Source organism: Actinosynnema sp. NPDC050436 (genome assembly GCF_040655415.1).
Taxonomy (GTDB): domain Bacteria; phylum Actinomycetota; class Actinomycetes; order Mycobacteriales; family Pseudonocardiaceae; genus Actinosynnema.
Window position 1 is genome coordinate 86,490 of sequence record NZ_JBFAJV010000007.1, and the last position, 19,619, is coordinate 106,108.

General features: G+C 77.3%; 8 protein-coding genes. All 8 read left to right on the forward strand.

The features are described 5' to 3' along the window. Positions 1 to 15 precede the first annotated feature (15 nt). The 8 genes from AB0I60_RS18985 to AB0I60_RS19020 are packed head-to-tail and all read left to right on the forward strand — an operon-like array spanning position 16 to position 19,596. On the forward strand, positions 16 to 1,629 hold the full coding sequence (locus AB0I60_RS18985) for a beta-ketoacyl synthase N-terminal-like domain-containing protein (RefSeq protein WP_360731491.1): 1,614 nt from the start codon (positions 16 to 18) through the stop codon (positions 1,627 to 1,629). Next, a complete protein-coding gene (locus tag AB0I60_RS18990; protein ID WP_360731493.1) occupies positions 1,626 to 4,133 on the forward strand; it encodes a lantibiotic dehydratase in 2,508 nt (835 codons plus the stop codon). Before AB0I60_RS18985 ends, AB0I60_RS18990 begins: the two co-directional genes overlap by 4 nt. Beyond that, entirely contained in the window at positions 4,130 to 7,528 is a 3,399-nt protein-coding gene (locus AB0I60_RS18995) for an amino acid adenylation domain-containing protein (RefSeq protein ID WP_360731494.1), read from the forward strand. The genes AB0I60_RS18990 and AB0I60_RS18995 overlap by 4 nt, the downstream gene beginning before the upstream one ends. Further along, a complete protein-coding gene (locus AB0I60_RS19000; RefSeq protein WP_360731496.1) occupies positions 7,525 to 12,816 on the forward strand; it encodes an SDR family NAD(P)-dependent oxidoreductase in 5,292 nt (1,763 codons plus the stop codon). Before AB0I60_RS18995 ends, AB0I60_RS19000 begins: the two co-directional genes overlap by 4 nt. A gap of 16 nt (positions 12,817 to 12,832) precedes the next feature. Next, the gene (locus AB0I60_RS19005; RefSeq protein WP_360731498.1) at positions 12,833 to 13,018 is read left to right on the forward strand and encodes an MbtH family NRPS accessory protein; all 186 of its coding nucleotides are present in this window, start codon (positions 12,833 to 12,835) and stop codon (positions 13,016 to 13,018) included. Positions 13,019 to 13,021: 3 nt separating this feature from the next. Further along, positions 13,022 to 17,422, forward strand: coding sequence for an amino acid adenylation domain-containing protein (locus AB0I60_RS19010; RefSeq protein WP_360731500.1), 4,401 nt, complete (start codon positions 13,022 to 13,024; stop codon positions 17,420 to 17,422). Further along, on the forward strand, positions 17,415 to 18,707 hold the full coding sequence (locus AB0I60_RS19015) for an MFS transporter (protein WP_360731502.1): 1,293 nt from the start codon (positions 17,415 to 17,417) through the stop codon (positions 18,705 to 18,707). Before AB0I60_RS19010 ends, AB0I60_RS19015 begins: the two co-directional genes overlap by 8 nt. Continuing rightward, on the forward strand, positions 18,697 to 19,596 hold the full coding sequence (locus AB0I60_RS19020; RefSeq protein ID WP_360731504.1) for a TauD/TfdA family dioxygenase: 900 nt from the start codon (positions 18,697 to 18,699) through the stop codon (positions 19,594 to 19,596). The genes AB0I60_RS19015 and AB0I60_RS19020 overlap by 11 nt, the downstream gene beginning before the upstream one ends. Positions 19,597 to 19,619 lie beyond the last annotated feature (23 nt).

The window sequence follows — 19,619 nt, forward strand, 5'->3', positions numbered from 1 at the left end:
GGGTGGGGGGAGCCCATGGGGTACAGCGGGGACGAGATCGCCGTGGTCGGGCTGGCCGGGAGGTTCCCGGGTGCCCCCGACGTGCCGTCGCTGTGGCGCAACCTGCTCGACGGGGTCGACGCCGTGCACGACCACACCGACGACGAGCTGCGCGCGCTCGGCGTGCCGGAGTCGCTGATCGCGGACCCCGGCCTGGTGCGCGGGCACGGCCGGCTGGCGGGCGTCGCCGACTTCGACGCCGCGTTCTTCGACGTGCCCGAGGCCGAGGCCCGGCTGATGGACCCCCAGCAGCGCCTGTTCGTCGAGCAGTCCTGGGTCGCGTTGCAGGACGCGGCCGTCGACCCCGCCGACCCCGGCCGCGCGGTCGGCGTGTTCGCGGGCGCGTCGGCCAACCGGTACTTCCTGTTCCGGCTGCCGGCCGGCACCGAGGACTGGGAAGACCGGCTCGCCGCCCGCTGGGCACCGGACTACCTGCCCGCCCAGGTCGCCTACCGGCTCGGCCTCACCGGACCCGCCCTCGCCGTGCAGACCGCGTGCTCCAGCTCCCTGGTCGCGGTGTGCACGGCCGCGCAGAACCTGCTGGACTTCCGCTGCGACGTGGCGCTGGCGGGCGGCGTGAGCGTGACCGAGCCCCGGTTCCGGCACACCCCGGGCGGGCTCGTGTCGCCCGACGGCCGGTGCCGCGCGTTCGACGCCGACGGCCAGGGCAGCGGCTACGGCAGCGGGGTCGCCGTCGTGGTGCTGGAACGGCTCGCGGACGCCCTGGAACGCGGCGCGCAGGTGTACGCGGTGCTGCGCGGCTGGGCGGTCAACAACGACGGCGCGGCGCGCGCCGGGTTCGCGGTGCCGGGGCTGGACGGCCAGGTCGCCGTGGTGGCCGAGGCGCTCGCGAGCACCGGGCTGACCGGCGCGGACATCGGGTACGTCGAGGCGCACGGCAGCGGCACGCCGGTCGGCGACGCGATCGAGGTGGCCGCGCTGGCGCAGGCTTTCGGCGGGTCGGCGGGGCCGTGCGCGCTCGGCTCGGTCAAGTCGAACCTCGGCAACCTCGACGCCGCCGCCGGGGTCGCCGGGCTGGTCAAGGCGGTGCTCGCGGTCCGGGACGGGATGATCCCCGCCACGCTGCACCACGACGTGCCCAACCCGGAGGCCGACCTCGCGGGCGGTCCGTTCTTCGTGCCGGTCAAGACGACCGGGTGGGCGCGGCCGGACCGCCGGGCCGGCGTCAGCTCGTTCGGGCTCGGCGGCACGAACGCGCACGTGGTCGTCGAGCGCGCCCCGCTCGACCCGCCGCGCCCCGCCCCCGCCGGTCCGCGCGCGCTGGTCGTCTCGGCCCGCACCCCGGAGGCGCTGCGGCTGCTCGCCGCGCGGCTGGCCGCCCGCCTGGCGGCGGAGCCGGGGCTGCGGCTGGACGACGTCGCCCACACGCTGGCCGGCCGGGCGCGGTACGCCTGCCGGGCCGTGCGGACGTGCCCCGACCTGCCGTCGGCAATCGCCTGGCTGGACGGGGTGGCCGCCGGCGGCCCGGTCGAGGACGCGGAGGTCGGCCGGGTGCCCGGCGGGCGCGTGGTGCCGCTGCCGCACCACCCGCTGCACCCGCGCCGGCACTGGGTCGAGGTGGCGCCGTGAACGGGCACCTGGTGCCGCTGGGCACGACGGGCTGGTCGGTGTGGCGCGACGCCGTGCTGCGCAGCACCGGCTTCCCGGTCGACCGGCTGGACGGGACGACCGCGCCCGGGGCCGCCGAGGCGGCGGACGCGTTCCTGGCCGGCGGGGACGAAGCGGCGTTCGACGCGGAGTTCGAGCGGGCGCTCGCGGCGGGCAGCGCGGTGTGCCGCGAGCTGGCCGCCGACCCGGCGCTGCGCGAAGCGGTCACGTGGCAGAGCACCGCCGCGCTCGCCGCGCTGGACGGGCTGCTGCGCGCCGACCCCGACGAGCCCCGGCGCAACAAGCGGCGCGAGCGGGAGCGCCTGGTCGTCCGGTACTGGCAGCGGTACTGCGCCAAGAACGAGACCATCGGGTTCTTCGGCCCGGCCGCGTGGGCGACCGTCGACCCGGACGCGCCCCCGCTCACCACCCGGCCCGGCCCCGGCCTGCTGCGCGCCCGCGCGGTGCGCTTCGAGCACTGGGCGCTGACCGCCGTCGCGCGCCGGCTGGCCGAGGACCCGGCGGTGCGCCGCTGGCTGCCGCCCGCGCGGCACCCGCACCTGACCGTGGACGAGGCGGGTCGGCGGGTGCTGCGGCCCGTGCAGCCGCCGCTGCCGCTGGCCCCGGCCGACCTGGCGGCGCTGGTGCGCTGCGACGGCCGGCGGCCGGCCGGGTCGGTCATCGCAGACCTGGTCGACGGCGGCGTCGTGCGCACGGCGGACGACGGCCACCTGCTGCTGGAACGGCTCGCCGACCGGGGGCTGCTGAGCTGGCACGGCGACCTGCCGCAGGGACCGGGCGCGGAGGACGCGCTGCACGCGCTGGTCGCGGGCATCGGCGACCCGCAGGCGCGGGAGCGGGCCCGCGCCGACCTCGCCCGGCTGACCACCGCCCGGGACGCCGTGGCGTCGGCCGCCGGCGACCCCGACCGGCTCGCGCAGGCGCTGGCCGGGCTCGACGCCGAGTTCACCGCCGTGACCGGCCGGTCACCCCGGCGGCGGGAGGGCCGGACCTACGCCGGGCGCGCGCTGTGCTTCGAGGACACCGCCCGCGACGTGGAGGTGGTGGTCGGCGGGCGGCTGCTGGCCGACCTCGCCGCACCGCTGGCCCTGCTGCTCGGCGCGGCGCGCTGGCTGACCGCCGAGCTGGCCGACGCGTACGGCGCGGCGCTGCGCGAGCTGTACGACGACCTGGCCGGCGACCAGGACGAGGTGCGCCTGGCCGACCTGTGGTACCTGGCCCAGGGCCCGCTGTTCGGCACCGGCGACCGACCCGTGGACGCGGTGGCCCGCGAGTTCGCCGCCCGCTGGGCGACGCTCTTCGGCCTGGACGACCCGACACCCCGGCACACCGACGCAGGTCCGGCCGAGGCGGTGCGTGCCGGCGCGGGTCGGGGCGACGCGGGTCCGGCCGGTGCCGGCGCGGCTGGCGTGGGCGCGGGTCCGGCCGGCGCGGGTTCGGGCGACGCCGGCCGAGGTGGCGCGGGTTCGGGCGACGCCGGCCGAGGTGGCGCGGGTTCGAGTGGCGTGGGTGCGAACGGCGCGGGTTCGGGGCGGTGCGGTCCGCTGCACTTCGCGGCGGGCGACCTCGCGTCCGCCGCCGCTGCCGCGTTCCCCGCCGACCGCCCCGGCTGGTCGGCCGGGCGGCTGCACAGCCCCGACCTCCAGCTCTGCGCCGCCGACGTGGCCGCCGTCGAGCGGGGCGACTACCTGGTCGTGCTGGGCGAGCTGCACACCGCGTGGCCGACCTTCGACTGCGCGGTGTTCACCCAGTGGCACCCCGACCCGGCCGCGCTGGCCCGCCACCTGGCCGACGACCTCGGCGGGCACCGGGTCCGGCCGCTCCACCCGGTCGACTGGCCGCGCTACTCCGGCCGGGTCGCGCACACCCTGGACGGCCCGGGGGACCGGCAGCTCGGCATCGGCCCCGCGCCGGGCGGCGACCCGGACCGGCTGCTGCCCGCCACGTCCGTCGTGGTCACGCCCGACCTGGTCGCCCGCGCGCCGGACGGCCGGACCTGGCCGCTGCTGGAGGTCTTCTCGGCGCTGCTCGCCATCCACGCGGTCGACGGGTTCAAGCTCGTCCACGGCCGGCCGCACAGCCCCCGGATCACCGTCGACAAGCTGGTCGTGGCCCGCGAGACCTGGCGCACCACGGTCGCCGACACCGGCCTGGCCGACGTGGTGGGCGAGCGGGAGCGCTACCTCGCGGTGCGCCGCTGGCGGCGCGCGCTCGGCCTGCCCGACCGGGTCTTCGTCAAGCTCGGCACCGAGGTCAAGCCGGTCTTCGCGGACCTGACCAGCCCGCTGCACGCCGCGTCGCTGTGCACGATGGTCGCCGGTGCCGCCCGGGTCGACCGCGCGGCGGCGGTGACCGTCTCGGAGGTGCTGCCCGACGTGGGCGAGCACTGGCTGACCGACGCGGAGGGCCGCCGGTACTCCAGCGAGCTGCGGTTGCACCTGGTCGACCCGGAGGCCGCCCGATGACCACCGTCCCCGCGCTCGTCCTGGCCCAGGCCCGCCGCACGCCCGGCGCGGTCGCCGTGCGGCAGTGGGACGACTCGCTGACCTACCGCGAGCTGGTGGGCCGCGCGGGCGCGCTCGCCGACCGGCTGCGCGCGGCCGGGGTCGGGCGCGGCGCGCTGGTCGGCGTGTGCGTGGACCGGCGGCCGTCGATGGTGGTCGCGGTGCTCGGCGTGCTGATGTCCGGTGCCGCGTACGTGCCGCTGGAACCGGCGCTGCCGCGCCTGCGGCTGGCCGGGATCGCGGCCGACGCGCAGGTCGCCGCGCTGGTGGTCGACGGGCCGGACCGCCCGCTCGACGGCTACCCGCTGGTGCCGGTGCCCGACCGCACCGCCGAACCGGTCGACTCGTCCGGGCCGGACGACCTCGCGCACGTCATCTACACGTCCGGCTCGACGGGCCGGCCGAAGGGCGTGCTGACCACCCACCGCAACGCGGTCGCGTTCGCCACCCGGTCCGCGACGGCGGTCGGGGCCGACGCGCTCGCCCGGACGGCCGGGCTGTCCTCCTACGCGTTCGACGCGTTCACCTTCGACGTGTTCGCGCCGCTCGCGGCCGGCGGCTGCGTGCACCTGGTCGGGGCCGAGGACCGGGCCGACCCGGCGCGGCTGCACCGGTTCCTGCGCGAGCACCGCGTCACCCTGCTGGTGGTCACCCCGGTCGTGCTGCGGCTGCTCGACCCGGACCTGCCCGACCTGCGGGTGGTGGCGGCCGGCGGTGACGTGGTGGAACCGGAGCTGGTCGGGCGGTGGTCGGCCGGCCGGCGGTTCTGGCACATCTACGGCCCGACCGAGACGACCGTGGTGGTGCTCGCCGACCAGGTGACCGGGCGGTGGACCGACCCGCTGCCGCTCGGCGCCCCGCTGCCCGGCCACCGGGTGCACGTGGTGGACGGGGACGGGGTGGAGGTGCCGCCCGGAGCGGTCGGCGAGCTGCTCGTCGGCGGGCCGGGCGTGGCGCGGGGCTACCTCGGCCGGCCGGGCCTGACCGCCGACCGGTTCGTGCCCGACGCGTTCTCCGGCGTGCCGGGGGAGCGGCTCTACCGCACCGGGGACGTGGTGCGGCGGCGGCCGGACGGGCGGCTGGACTTCCTCGGCCGGCGCGACCGCCAGGTCAAGGTCCGGGGCCAGCGCGTCGAACCGGGCGAGGTGGAGGCCGTGCTGCGCGAGCACCCGGCGGTCGGCGCGGTCGCGGTGGAGGCCGCGCCCGGACCGTCCGGTGTGGAGCTGGTGGCGTTCGTGGACGGCCCGGACGCCCCGCCGGAGCGGGCGGTCCGCGAGCACTGCGCGCGGCGGCTGACTCCGGCGATGGTGCCGGGCCGGGTCGTCCGGCTGGACCGGTTGCCGGTCGACGGGGCCACCGGCAAGCTCGACCGCGCCCGGCTGCGCGCGCTCGCGGCGGACGCGGTCCGCACCGCGCCCGCCGACCCGCGCGCGGCCGGCGACCCGCTGGCGGCGATCTGGCAGCGCGTCCTGGGCACCGCGCCGGCCGACGACCACGACTTCTTCGCCGCCGGCGGGCACTCCATCTCGGTGATGCGGTTCCTCGCCGCCGTCCGCGCGGAGCTGGGCCGCGAGATCGGGGCCGGCGACGTGTTCGCGCTGCGCACGTTCGGGGCCGTCGCCGCGCACGTCCGGCGGGCCGCCCCGCGCCGGGGCCCCGCACCGGCCACCGGCAACCCGCCGACGCTGTCGCCGTCGCAGCGCCGGCTGTGGTTCCTCGACCAGCTCGCCCCCGACAGCGCCGCCTACAACATCGCGTTCGCCGACCGCCTGCACGGCCCGCTGGACGTCGACGCCCTGCGCCGGGCGCTGCGCGCGGTCGCCGAGCGGCACGACGTGCTGCGCTGGCGGATCACCGCCGACGCCGGGGTGCCCGTCGCCGTCTGCGACCCGCCGGCGGACGTGCCGCTGCCGGTGGTCGACACGGGCGAGGCGGACCTGCCCGGCCGGCTCGCGCACGCGGCCGGCACGCCGGTCGACCTGGCCGCCGGACCGGTGTGGCGGGCCGTGCTGCACCGCCTCGGCCCCGACGACCACGTGCTGGCCTTCGTGCTGCACCACGCCGTCGCCGACGGCTGGTCGCAGTCCGTGCTCTACCGGGACCTGGCCACCGCGTACGCCGGGGCCGCGCTGCCGCCGCCGGCCGTGCGGTACGCCGACTACGCGGTGTGGCGCGCGGACCGCGACCGGCGCGACGGGGCCGCCGACCTCGCCTGGTGGGCCGACCACCTGGCCGACGCGCCCCCGGTGCTCGACCTGCCGCGCGACCGGGCCCGCCCGCCGGCCCAGACCTACGCGGGCGCCACCGCCTCGGCGGCGTTCCCGCCCGGCCTGGACGAGGCCGTGCGCGAGTTCGCCGGTGCCCGGGGCTCGACGCCGTCGCTGGTGCTGCTCGCCGCGTTCGGCCAGGTGCTGCGGAGGCTGACCGGGCGGCCGGACAACGTGGTGGGCGTCGTGGTCGCCGACCGCGCGGAGGCCGGTGTCGAAGACCTGGTCGGCTTCTTCGTGGACGTGGTGCCGGTGCGCCTGCGGGTCGACGACGACGCCGGCTTCGCGGCGGCGGTGCGCGCCTGCCGCGAGGAGTTCCTCGGCGCCACCGGGCACCCGGCCGCGCCGCTGGAGCGGATCGTGGACGCGCTGGGCGTGCCGCGCGACCCGGCCCGGTCGGCGCTGGTGCAGGTGCTGTTCAACGTCTTCAACTTCGCCGAGCCCCGGCTCGCGCTGCCGGGCGTGCGGTCCCGGCCGGTGCCGGTCGCGCCGCCGGGCTCGCCGTTCGACCTCACCGTCTACCTGGTGGAGCGGGACGGGCGGTTCGCGCTCGACACCGCGTACAACCCCGACCTCTACGACCGGGCCCGCGTCGAGGCGCTGCTCGCCGACTACCTGCGGCTGCTCGGAGCGCTGGTGGCCGCCGGGGACCGGCCGGTGGCCGGTGTCGCCGCCGACTGCCCGGACACCGCGCGGCCCCGGTTCCGGGACACCCCCGCACCACCGGGACCGCCGCCGGTCGCGGCAGGCGGCGCGGAGCCGCGCACGGCGACGGAGGCGGCCGTGGCCGGGGTGTGGCGCGAGGTGCTGCGGCTGGACGCGGTGCGGGCGACCGACAACTTCTTCGACGTCGGCGGGCACTCGCTGGCCGTCGTGGCGGTCCAGACCCGGTTGGCCGCGCTGTTCGACCGGCAGGTCTCCGTGGTGGACCTGTTCCGCTACCCCAGCGTGCGCGCCCTGGCCGCGCACCTGGACGGCACCGCGCGGGACGGCCGGCTGGCCGGGGCGGCGCAGCGGGCCGCCGCCCGCAAGGGCCGCGCCCGGCGCAGGCCCACCGCCCGCTCCTCCGAACAGGAGATCGACACATGACGCACGAGGAGACGGGCGACGGCGTCGAACCGATCGCCGTGATCGGCATGGCGGCGCGCGTGCCGGGGTCGGACGACCTCGACCGGTTCTGGCGCAACCTGGTGGACGGCGTCGAGTCGATCACCTTCTACAGCCGGGAGGAGCAGCTCGCCCTCGGCGTCACCGAGGAGGAGCTCGACGACCCGAGCTGGGTGTCCGCCGCGCCCGTGGTCGACGGCCTGGAGCAGTTCGACGCCGGGCTGTTCGGCATGTCGCCGCGCGAGGCCGCCCTCGCCAACCCGCAGCACCGGCTGTTCCTGGAGACCGCCCACTCGGCGCTGGAGGACGCCGGCCACGACCCGGCCCGCCACCCCGGCGCGATCGGCGTCTACGCGGGCACCGGGGCCGACCACTACCAGTGGACGAACCTGGTCCGCAACCAGGAGCTGTGGCAGCAGGCCGCCGGGAACCTGGCGATCTCCAGCTCGAACTACCCGGACTACGTGGCGACCCTGGTGTCCTACAAGCTCAACCTGCGCGGGCCGAGCCTGACCGTGCACACCGCCTGCTCGACGTCGCTGGTCGCCGTGCACCTGGCCGTCGAGGCGCTGCGCAACGGGGAGTGCGACATGGCGCTGGCGGGCGGCGTGTGCGTGGAGCTGCCGCACGGCAAGGGCTACCAGGGCATGGAGGGCTACACCTCGCCCGACGGCCACTGCCGGCCGTTCGACGCGCGCGCCAACGGCACGCTGTGGGGCAGCGGCGTCGGCGTGGTGGTGCTCAAGCGGCTGGCCGACGCGGTCGCGGACGGCGACCACGTGCGCGCCGTGGTGCTGGGCAACGCGGTCAACAACGACGGCTCCGAGAAGGTGGGCTTCTCCGCGCCCAGCGTGGAGGGCCAGGTCGAGTGCGTCGCGCAGGCGCTGGCCGTCGCGGGCGTCGACCCGCGCACGGTCGGGTACGTCGAGGCGCACGGCACCGGCACCGCCCTGGGCGACCCGATCGAGGTGGCCGCGCTGTCGGCCGCCTACGGGCAGGGCACCGGGGACCGGCAGTGGTGCGCGCTGGGCTCGGTGAAGTCCAACCTCGGCCACCTCAGCCAGGCGGCGGGCGTGGTCGGCCTGATCAAGGCGGTGCTGGCGCTGGAGCACCGGCTGATCCCGCCCACGGTCAACTTCGAGTCGGTCAACCCGGCCCTGGACATCGGCAGCACCCCGTTCCACGTCGCCACCACGCTGTCGAAGTGGGAGGCCGGGAGCACGCCGCGCCGGGCCGGGGTCAGCTCGTTCGGCATCGGCGGCACCAACGCGCACCTGGTCCTGGAGGAGGCCCCGCCCCGGGCCGAGGCCCCTGCGGCGGCCCGCCCGGCGCACCTGCTCCAGGTGTCGGCACGCGCCGAGGCCGCGCTGTCCGAGGCCGTGCGGCGGCTGGCCGAGCACCTGGCGGCCGACACCGACCGCGCCGGCACCGATCTGGCCGGTGCCACCCCGTCCGGCACCGATCTGGCCGACACCGCGCACACGCTCCGGGTGGGCCGGACCGCGCACCCCCACCGCGCCTTCGTCGTCGCCGCCGACGCGGGAGCCGCCGTCAAGGCGCTGCGCAAGCCCGTCACCGGCCACGCCCGGGGCACGCCGCCGCGCGTGGCGTTCCTGTTCACCGGCCAGGGCTCCCAGTACGCGGGCATGGGCGCGGAGCTGCACGCGACCGAGCCGGTGTTCCGCGCGGTGGTCGACGAGTGCGCCGCGACCCTGGACCCCGTGCTGGGCCTGGACATCCGCACGGTGATGTTCACACCGGGTGATGACTCGCCGCTGGGGCGGACCCAGTACGCGCAACCCGCCCTGTTCGTCCTGGAGTACGCGCTGGCCGCGCAGTGGCGGCACTGGGGCGTGGAGCCGGCGGCGATGATCGGCCACTCGGTCGGCGAGTACGTCGCGGCCACGCTCGCCGGCGTCTTCGCGCCGGCCGACGCGCTGCGGCTGGTGGCCGAGCGCGGCCGGCTGGTGCAGTCCCTGCCCGAGGGGTCGATGCTGTCCGTGCCGCTGGACGAGGCGGAGGTCACCGCGCGCCTGGCGGGGACGGGCTGCGCCGTCGCCACGGTCAACGGGCCCGGCGCGTGCGTCGTGTCCGGTCCGACCGGGGCGGTGGCCGCGCTGGCGGAGGGCTTCGCCGCGCAGGGCGTCTCCTGCCGGCTGCTGCGCACCTCGCACGCCTTCCACTCGCCGATGGTGGATCCTGTCCTGGACCGGTTCGCGGCCACCGTCGCGGCGGTGCCCAGGCGCGCACCGGCCGTTCCGTTCCACTCCGACGTCACCGGCCTGCCGATCACCGACGAGCAGGCGACCGATCCGGCGTACTGGGCGGCGCACCTGCGGCAGCCGGTGCGCTTCGCGGCGTGCCTGGAGTCGCTGCTCGCCGACGGCGACTGGGCTCTGGTCGAGTGCGGCCCCGGCCGCCAGCTCTCCGGCCTGGCGCGCAGGCTGCTGCCGGCCGGCGCGCTGCCGCCGCTGCCGAGCCTGCCCGGCCCGGAGGAGCGCGTCCGGGACGTGGCGACCCTGTACGCCGCAGCGGGTCGGCTGTGGCTGGCGGGCCACGACCTGGCCCGGTTCGGCCCGGCCGGCCGCCGGGTGCCCCTGCCCACCTACCCCTACCAGCGCGAGCGGCACTGGGTCGACCCCTCGCCCGAGAACGGCACCGGAACCGGGAGCGCCGCCCCGAGGACCGGACCGCTGCCGCTGGACGAGTGGTTCGCGGTGCCGACGTGGCGGCAGCTCCCGCCGCTGCCCCGGTCCGCAGCCGGACCCGCCGACGCCGTGGTGGTCGTCGCGGGGGAGCGGGGCGCGGAGCTGGCCCGCGAGCTGCGGGCGGACGGCGTGGCGGTCACCGAGGTCGCACCCGGTGCCGACGTGGTGCCCGGCGCGGGTTGGGTCGTGCACGCCGCCGGGCTGGACGCCGCCCCCGCGGGCCAGGACCCCGACGCCGCGTGGCGGGCCCAGGACACCGGCTTCTTCGACGTGCTGCGCTGGGTGCGGGCGCTGGCCGGCCGGGACGAGGTCGCCGACGTGCGGCTGGACCTGGTGACGGCGGGCGCGCGGGACGTGCTGGGCCCCGATTTGGTGCGGCCCGAGCAGGCCCCGCTGGGCAGCCTCGCGCTGGTGCTCCCGCTGGAGCTGCCGTGGCTGACCGCCCGCCACCTCGACGTGGTGGACGCGACCTCGCGGCTGGTCGCCGAGCTGCGCTCGACCGGCCCGTCGGTCGCGCTGCGCGCGGGCCGGCGGTGGGTGCTCGACCACGAGCAGGTGGCGCTGCCCGCCGGCGGACCGGGTGCCCTGCGCGAGAGGGGCCGCTACCTGGTGACCGGTGGCCTCGGCGGCATCGGGACCACGCTCGCCGAGGACCTCGCGGAGCGCTTCGCGGCCCGGCTGGTGCTGGTGTCGCGCGCCGGCCTGCCGCCGCGCGCCGAGTGGGACACCCACCTGGCCGTGCACGGGCCGGCCGGGCGGACCGGCCGGGCGATCGAGGCCGTGCGCCGGATGGAACGGGCCGGTGCCACCGTGCTCGTGCTCGCCGCCGACGTCACCGACCCGGCGGCGCTGCGCGGGGTGCGGGAGCGGGTGGACGCCGAGCTGGGCGGCCTCGACGGGATCGTGCACGCCGCCGGCGTCGCGGGCGGCGGCGTCGCCGAGGCCAAGGACCCGGCGGTGGCCCGGGACGTGCTCGCGCCGAAGCTGGCCGGCACGCTCGCGCTGCGCGCGGTGTTCGGCGACCTGCCGCTGGACTTCGTCGTGCTGTGCTCGTCGGTCACCGGCGTGTTCGGTGGCTTCGGCCAGGTCGACTACTGCGCGGCCAACGCCTTCCTCGACGCCCACGCGCGCAGCGACCACGGCTGGCCGTGCCGGGTGCTGTCGCTGGACTGGGGCGGCTGGCGGGACGTCGGCATGGTGGTCGACGGCCTGGCCGGCACCCGGTCGCCGGAGGTCTCCGCGCCCGTCGACCACCCCGTGCTGGACCACCGGGGCGAGACGGCCTGCTGGGGCGTGATCAGCCCGGGGACGCACTGGCTGCTCGACGAGCACCGGATCGCCGGCGTCGGCGTGGTGCCCGGCACCGGGCACCTGGAGAACGTGCGCGCGGCCGTGGTGCGGTGCCTGCCCGCGCCCGACGACGACGCCGTCGTGGAGCTGACCGACGTGGCGTTCCTGGAACCGCTGTCCGTGCCCGACGGGTCGGCCGCCGAGTACCGGGTCACCTTCGACGGCACCGAGTTCGCGGTCACCAGCCTGCGCGACGGCGTGCGCCGCGAGCACGTCCGGGGCAGCGCGGGCTGGACCCGTCCGCCCACACCGGACCGGCTGGACGCGGCGGCGGTCAGGGCCCGCTGCACCGCAGTGGACGACGGCGGCACCCCGTTCCGCACCGGGGGCCGGACCTCCGCGCTCACCTTCGGCCCGCGCTGGGCCGCGCTGCGGGAGGCGCACGTCGGCGACGGCGAGGAGCTGGCCCTGGTCGAGGCGTCCCCGCAGGCCCTGGCCGACTTCGACCGCTGGGTGCTGCACCCGGCGCTGCTCGACGTCGCCACGTCGTTCGGCAGCCGGGGCGAGGGCTCGTACCTGCCGCTGGGCTACGGCCGGGTGCAGGTGCTGGCCCCGCTGCCCGCGCGGTTCCTCAGCCACCTGCGCCACACCGCGTCCTCGCCCGAGGTGCTGACCGCCGACCTGCTGCTGGCGGACGAGGCGGGCACCCCGCTGGTGGTGGTCACCGACTTCACGCTGCGGCGGGTGGACACCGGCGCGGTGGCCCGCGACCTGGCCGGCCACCCGCCCGCCGAGCCGGTGGACCGGCCGGGCGGCCGGGGCATCGCGCCGGTCGACGGCGCGGAGGCGTTCCGCCGCGTGCTGGCCGCCGACCTCGGGCCCCAGGTGGTCGTGGCGACCGAGCCGGTCGCCGACCTGGCCGCCCGGATCGGCGCACCGGTCGCCGACACCGCCGAGGAGCCCGCCGCCGTGGCGGGCTCGGCGGACGAGCCCACCGGCACGGAGGCGCTGGTGGCCCGCATCTGGGCCCGCACCATCGGCGTCGAGCACGTCGGCGTGGACGACGACTTCTTCGAGCTGGGCGGCAACTCGCTGGTGGCCGTGCAGCTCATCGCGCAGATCCGCAAGGCGGTGGGCGTCCGGCTCCCGATGCGCAGCCTGTTCGACACGCCGACGGTCGCCGGGCTGGCGGCCGTGGTCGAGTCGCTGCGCGCGCAGCAGCCGGCGGCCGAACCCGCCCGCACCATCCCCAAGCTGCGCCGCAACACCTGACGACGGAGGGCGAGAGATGTTCAAGGTGGTCGTGAACGACGAGGAGCAGTACTCGATCTGGCACGCGGACCGGCCGAACCCGCCGGGCTGGCACGACGAGGGGTTCACCGGCGGGCGTGACGAGTGCGTGGCGCACGTGGACGAGGTGTGGACCGACATGCGCCCGCGCAGCCTGCGCGAGGCGTTGGCCGAGCAGGGCTGAGTCGTGGCCGACCGGTCGGAGGCCCAGCTGTTCCCGGCGTCGTTCGCCCAGGAGCGGCTGTGGTTCGTCTCCCAGCTCGCACCCGACCTCGGGGTCTACAACATCGCGTTCCCGGTGACGCTGCCCCGGGCGCTGGACGTCGAGGTGTTCCGGGAGTCCTTCGGGCGGTTGGTCGAGCGGCACGAGGCGCTGCGCACCTCGCTGGGCGAGCGCGACGGCGGCCTCCGGCAGGTCGTGCACCGCCGCGTGCCGATCGGACTGCCGGTCACCGACGCGGCACCGGACGAGGTCGGCGCGCTGGTGGCCGGGGACGGCGCCCGCCCGCTCGACCCGTCCGCCGCCCCGCTGTGGCGGGCCCGGCTGATCCGGCTGCCCGAGGACCGCTGGGTGCTCGGCTTCGTGGTGCACCACGCGGTGTTCGACGCCCGGTCGGTGGGCGTGCTGATCGGCGACCTGACCGAGCTGTACCGGGCGTGCCTGCGGGGCCGGGCGGCGCGGCTGCCCGAGCTGGAGGTCCAGTACGCGGACTTCGCGGCGTGGCAGCGCGACCAGGTGGCGTCCGGCGAGCTGGACGGGCAGCTCGCGCACTGGCGGCGGCGGCTGGCCGACCTGCCGCCGGAGATCGGGCTGCCCACCGACCGCCCGCGCCCGCCGCGCCCCGGCCACCGGGGTGGCGAGGTGTGGCTCGACCTGGCCGTCGAGCACCACCGGGAGGTCAAGCGGCTGGCCGCCGCCGAGGGCACCACGGCGTACGCGGTGCTGCTCGCGGGGTTCGTCGCGGTGCTGCACCGGCTGTCCGGCCAGGACGACGTCGTGGTGGCGTGCCCGGTCGCCGGGCGGCAGCTGCCCGAGCTGGAACCGGTCATCGGCATGTTCGTCAACACGCTGGTGCTGCGGGTGGATTGCGCCGGGCCGCCGGCGTTCCGCGCGCTGGTGGGGCGCTGCACCGAGGCGGTCCGCGACGCGGTCGACCACGCCGAGGTGCCGTTCGACCGGCTCGTGGAGGAGCTGGCCCCCGACCGCGACGCCGCGCGGCCCCCGCTCTACCAGGTGGTGCTCAACCTGGTGCCGGGCACCGGCAGCCCGCAGACCGGCAACGGCACCGCCAAGGTCGACCTCGTCCTGGACCTCGCCGAGGACGCGACCGGGCGGCTGCGCGGCCGGCTGGAGTACAGCGCGGACCTGTTCGACGAGTCGACCGCGCGGGCCACCGCCGACCGGTTCACCCGGCTGCTGCGCGCCGCGCTCGCCGACCCGGACCTGCCGCTGGACCGGCTGCCGCTGCTGCTCGACCACGAGCGGCCCGGCCCGCCGCCACACCCCGCCCCGGTGGACCCGACCACGTCCGCGCCGGCCCGCTTCGCGCGGGCCGCCGACCGGTGGCCCGACGCGGTCGCGGTGTGCGACTCGGCAGGCGGCCGGCTCACCTACGCCGGCCTGCGCGGGCGCGCGATCCGGCTGGCGCTGCGGCTGTCCGCGCTCGGGCCCGGCCCGGTCGCGGTGCTGCTCGACAACACCGTCGACCTGGCCGTCGCGGTCCTCGGCGTGCTCGCCTCCGGCCGCCCGTACCTGGCGCTGGACACCGGGCACCCGCCCCAGCGGCGGCAGGCGCTGCTGGCCGACGCGGGCGCCGTCGCCGTCGTCGCCGGGGGACCGGTCGACGCCGACGTGCCGGTGCTCGTCCTGGACGGGGAGGTCGCGGCGCCGCAGGCGGTGGTGATCCGGCCGGAGTCGCTGGCCTACCTGGTGCACACCTCCGGGTCGACCGGCCGGCCGAAGGCGGTCGGCGTGACGCACGGCAACCTCGCCGCCTACCTCGACGGGCTCGCCGCCCTGCTCCGGCCGCCGCCGCACCCGGTGTGGACCTCGCTCCAGCCGCTGACCTACGACTTCGCCGTCACGGCGTTCTTCGGCGCGCTGTGCGCGGGCGGCACCCTGCACCTGGTGGGGCGCGACCGCGCCACCGACTCGGCGTGGCTGGGCGAGCACCTGCGGCGCGAGTCCGTCGACTACCTCAAGATCACCCCGTCGCACCTCGCGGCCCTGGACGCCACCGAGGTCCGCCCGCGCCGCGCGCTCGTCCTCGGCGGTGAGGCGTCCTCGGTGCAGCAGGTGCGGGAGCTGCGCGAGGCCGTGCCGGTGGTCAACCACTACGGGCCGACCGAGACCACGTGCGGCGTGCTGGCGCTGCCCGCCGACCGGGACGCGAGCCCCCTCGGCTCGTCCACCCCGCTGGGCTGGCCGATGGCCCACGCCGAGGCGCACGTGCTGGACGCGCGGGGCGAGCCGGTGCCCGACGGCGTCGTCGGGGAGCTGTGCGTCGGCGGCGCGACGGTCGCCCGGGGTTACCTCGGCCGGCCCGGCCCGACCGCCGAGAAGTTCGTGCCCGACCCGTTCTCCGGCCGGCCGGGTGCCCGGCTGTACCGGACCGGCGACCGGGTGCGCCGGCTGCGCGGCGGCGCGATCGAGTTCCTCGGCCGGTCCGACGACCAGGTCAAGGTCCGGGGCCACCGGGTCGAGCCGGGCGAGGTGCGGCACGTGCTGGCCGGCCACCCCGACGTGGCGGACTGCGCGGTCACCGCCTCACCCGAGCTGACCGCGCACCTCGTCCCGCTCGCGGGCCGGGAGCTCGACCCGGAGTCCGTGCGCGCGCACGCCGCCCGCCTGCTGCCCGACGTGATGGTGCCGACCGCGTTCACCGTGCTCGACGCGCTGCCGCTGACCCCGCACGGCAAGCTGGACCGCGCGGAGCTGGCCCGGATCGGGCGGGCCGCGCCGCCCCCGCCGCAGCCGGTCGGCGACGAGCCGGTCGGCGAGTTCGAAGAGGTCGTGGCCGGGCTGTTCGGCACCCTGCTGGGCCGCGAGCACGTCCGGCGCACCGACGACTTCCTGGCGGTCGGCGGCCACTCGCTGCTGGTCATCCGGCTGATCACCCGGATGCGCCGGGCGTTCGGGGTGACCCTGCCGCTGCCCGTGGTGTTCGCGCGGCCCACCGTCGCCGCCCTGGCCGCCGAACTGGCGGGCCGGCTGCGGACCGGCGAGCTGCCGCCGATCACCCCCGTGCCGCCGGGCGAACCCGAACCGGCCTCCTACGGCGAGCAGCGCCTGTGGTTCACCGACCAGCTCACCCCCGGCTCCACCGCGCACCACGTCCAGTACCTGCGCCGGCTGTCCGGCCCGCTGGACGCCGGCGCGCTGGAGCGGGCCCTGCGCGAGATCGCCCGGCGGCACGACGTCCTGCGGACCCGGTTCACCGCCGGGCCCACCGGCCTGACCCGCGTCGTGGACCCCGACCCGGACTTCCCGTTCGACACCGCCGACCTGAGCGGCCTCGACCCCGTCGAACGGGAGGAAGAGCGCCGGGCGCTGCTGGACGAGCACGGCGCGCTGCCGTTCGACCTCGGCACCCGGCCGCCGCTGCGGGCCCTGCTGGTGCGGCTGGCGCCCGAGGACCACTCGCTGCTGCTGACCGTGCACCACGCGGTCTTCGACGGCCCGTCGGTCGAGGTGCTGACCGCCGAGCTGGCCGAGCTGTACCCGGCGCTGCGCGACGGCCGCCCGCCCGTCCTGCCCGACCTGCCCGTCCGGTACGCGGACTTCGCGGCGTGGCAGCGCGCGGCGGTGTCCGGCGGCGCGGCCGACGCCCAGCTCGCGCACTGGCGGCGGCGCCTGGCCGGGCTGCCCGGCCGGCTCGACCTGCCGACCGACCGGCCCCGGCCGGCGCGGATCGGCACCAGCGGCGCGCACCTGCGGTTCGACGTGCCGGCCGACGTGGTGGAAGCGCTGCGGGCGATCGGCGCGGCGGAGGGCGCGACGCTGTTCATGGCCGGCCTCGCCTGCTACGTCGAGCTGCTGCGGCGGCGCACCGGGCAGGCGGACCTCGCCGTGGGCGTGCCCATGACCACCCGGCAGCGGCCCGAGCTGGAACCGCTGATCGGGTTCTTCGTCAACACCCTGGTGCTGCGCGTGGACGCCGGCGGCGGACCGTCCTACCGGGAGCTGCTGCACCGGGTCCGGCAGGCGACGGTCGAGGCGTACAGCAACGCCGACGTGCCGTTCGAGGTGCTGGTCGACGAGCTGGCGCCGCGCCGCGACCCGGGCACCACCCCGTTGGTGCAGACCATGTTCATGCTCGCCGACGACCGCCGGGCGCTGCCCGCCGACCTGGGCGGCGTGCGGTCGGAGTTCGAGCCGTTCGGGCTGGGCACGGCCAAGTTCGACGTCCTCCTCTACCTGTGGCGGCGGCCGGACGGGCTGACCTGCGCGCTGGAGTACCGGCCGGAGCTGTTCGACGAGCCGACCGCGCGCCGGTTCGCCGACCAGTACGCCGAGCTGCTCGCGGCGGTCGCTGCCCGGCCCGACGACCCGCTGGCGGACGTGGCGGCGGAGCGCGCCGATGGCTGAGCCCGCCGGGTCGCTGCGGCGGCACCCCGACTTCCTCAGGCTGTGGGGCGGCCAGACGCTCGCCGTGTTCGGCGCGCAGGTCGCCCGGACCGTCCTGCCGCTCGTCGCGGTGATCCTGCTGGACGCCTCCGCGACGCAGATGGGCGTGCTCAGCGCCCTGTCCCAGTTGCCCTTCCTGCTGTTCCTGCTCGCGGGCGCCTGGGTGGACCGGGTGCGCCGGCGGCGGGCGATGGTGTGGACCGACCTCGGCCGGTTCGCGCTGCTGGCCTCGGTCCCGGTGCTGCACCTGGCCGGCTGGCTGCGGATCGAGGTGCTGTGGGTGGTGGTGCTGGGCCTGGGTGTCCTCGGCGTGCTGTTCGAGACCGCCTACCACGCCTACCTGCCGTCGCTGGCCGGCCGGTCGCTGCTCGCCGAGGGCAACCAGAAGCTGGAGCTGAGCCGGTCGGCCGCGCAGTTCGCCGGTCCCGGCGCGGCGGGCCTGGCGGTCACGGCGGTGACCTCCGCGCTGGTGCTGGTCGCCAGTGCGGTGACCTACCTGGCGTCCGCGCTGCTGCTCGCGCTCATCCGCAAGCCCGACCCGGCACCGCCGCCCGCGCACCAGCGCCCGAACGTCCTCAAGGCCGTCGGCGAGGGGCTGCGCTGGGTGCTGCGGCACCCCGTGCTGCGCGCGATCACCGTGGCCACTGCGGTGTTCTGGCTGTTCTACAGCGCACTCCAGACGTTGTACGTGCTCTACCTGGTGCGGGAGCTGGACGTGCCGGCGGGCTGGGTCGCGGCGATCTTCGCCGCCGCCGGGCCGGGCGCGGTGGTCGGCTCGTGGCTGTCGATCAGGGCCGTGAAGCGCTTCGGCGTCGGCCGGACGGTGATGTGGTCGGTCGGCAGCGCGGTCACCGCCCTGCTGCTGGTGCCGGCGGCGTCCTGGGCGCGGGCGCCGTGGCTGGTGATCGGGCTGTTGGCGGTGTCGCAGTTCGGCTACGGGCTGTTCTCCCAGATCGGCACGGTGGTCCAGACGACGCTGCGCCAGGTCGTGACGCCGGACGGGTTGCAGGGCCGCGTGGTCGCCACGCTGCGCGCGCTGTCGCTGGCGATGGTCCCGGTCGGCGCGCTCGTCGCCGGCGTGGCGGCCGACGCGGTGGGCGTGCGGGCCGTGGTGTGGGTGGCTTCGATCGGGGTGCTGACGCCGGTGGTCGTGTACGCGACCTCGGTGATCCCCGGGATGCGTGATCTGCCGAGCGAGGAGGAGGCTGCCGCGATGGCGCCGGACAGGGGGGACCATGCCGGGTGAGACCACGACTGTGGCACGGCCGGGCGCGGACGCGTCCCGCGCGGAGGTCGAGGAGGCGTTGCGCGCCGGGGGAGTCGTGCTGCTGCGCGGCCTGGACGTGCGCACGCCCGAGCAGTTCCACGCGGTCGTCGCCCGCTACGGCGACCCGCTGACCAGCTACCGGGGCGGGAACACCCCGCGCAGCAAGGTGTCCGACGGCGTGTTCACGTCCACCGAGTACCCGCCGGAGTACGCGATCTCGCTGCACAACGAGCTGTCCTACGCCGGCGCGTGGCCGCGCTACCTGTTCTTCTGCTGCCTGGTGGCGGCCGAGACCGGTGGTGAGACGCCGGTCTGCGACGGCCGCGCGCTGCTGGCCGCGCTGGACCCGGACGTGCGCGCCCGGTTCACCGAGCGCGGCGTGACCTACCGGCGGCACCTGCACGGCGGCTACGGCCTGGGCAAGTCGTGGCAGCAGACCTTCGAGACCGACGACCGCGCCGAGGTGGAAGACTTCCTGACCCGCTCCGACACCGGCTTCGAGTGGACCGCCGACGGCGGCCTGCGCACGGCGGCAACCCGCCCGGCGACCCGCGTGCACCCGGAGACGGGGGAGGAGGTCTGGTTCACCCAGGCCGACCAGTGGCACCCGTCGTCCCTGCCGCCGGCGGAGCGCGAGGCGCTGCTGGAGCTGGTCGAGGACGAGGCCGACCTGCCGCACTCGGCGACCTACGGCGACGGCCGGCCGATCCCGGTGTCGGACCTCGACGCGGTGCGCGCGGCGGCGGACGCGCACGAGGTGGCACTGCCCTGGCAACCGGGCGACGTGCTGGTCGTGGAGAACATGCTGGCCCTGCACGGCAGACGCCCCTACACGGGCGCGCGCCGCATCCTGGTGTCGATGACCTGAGCAACCAGCGGGCGTCGGCGTCC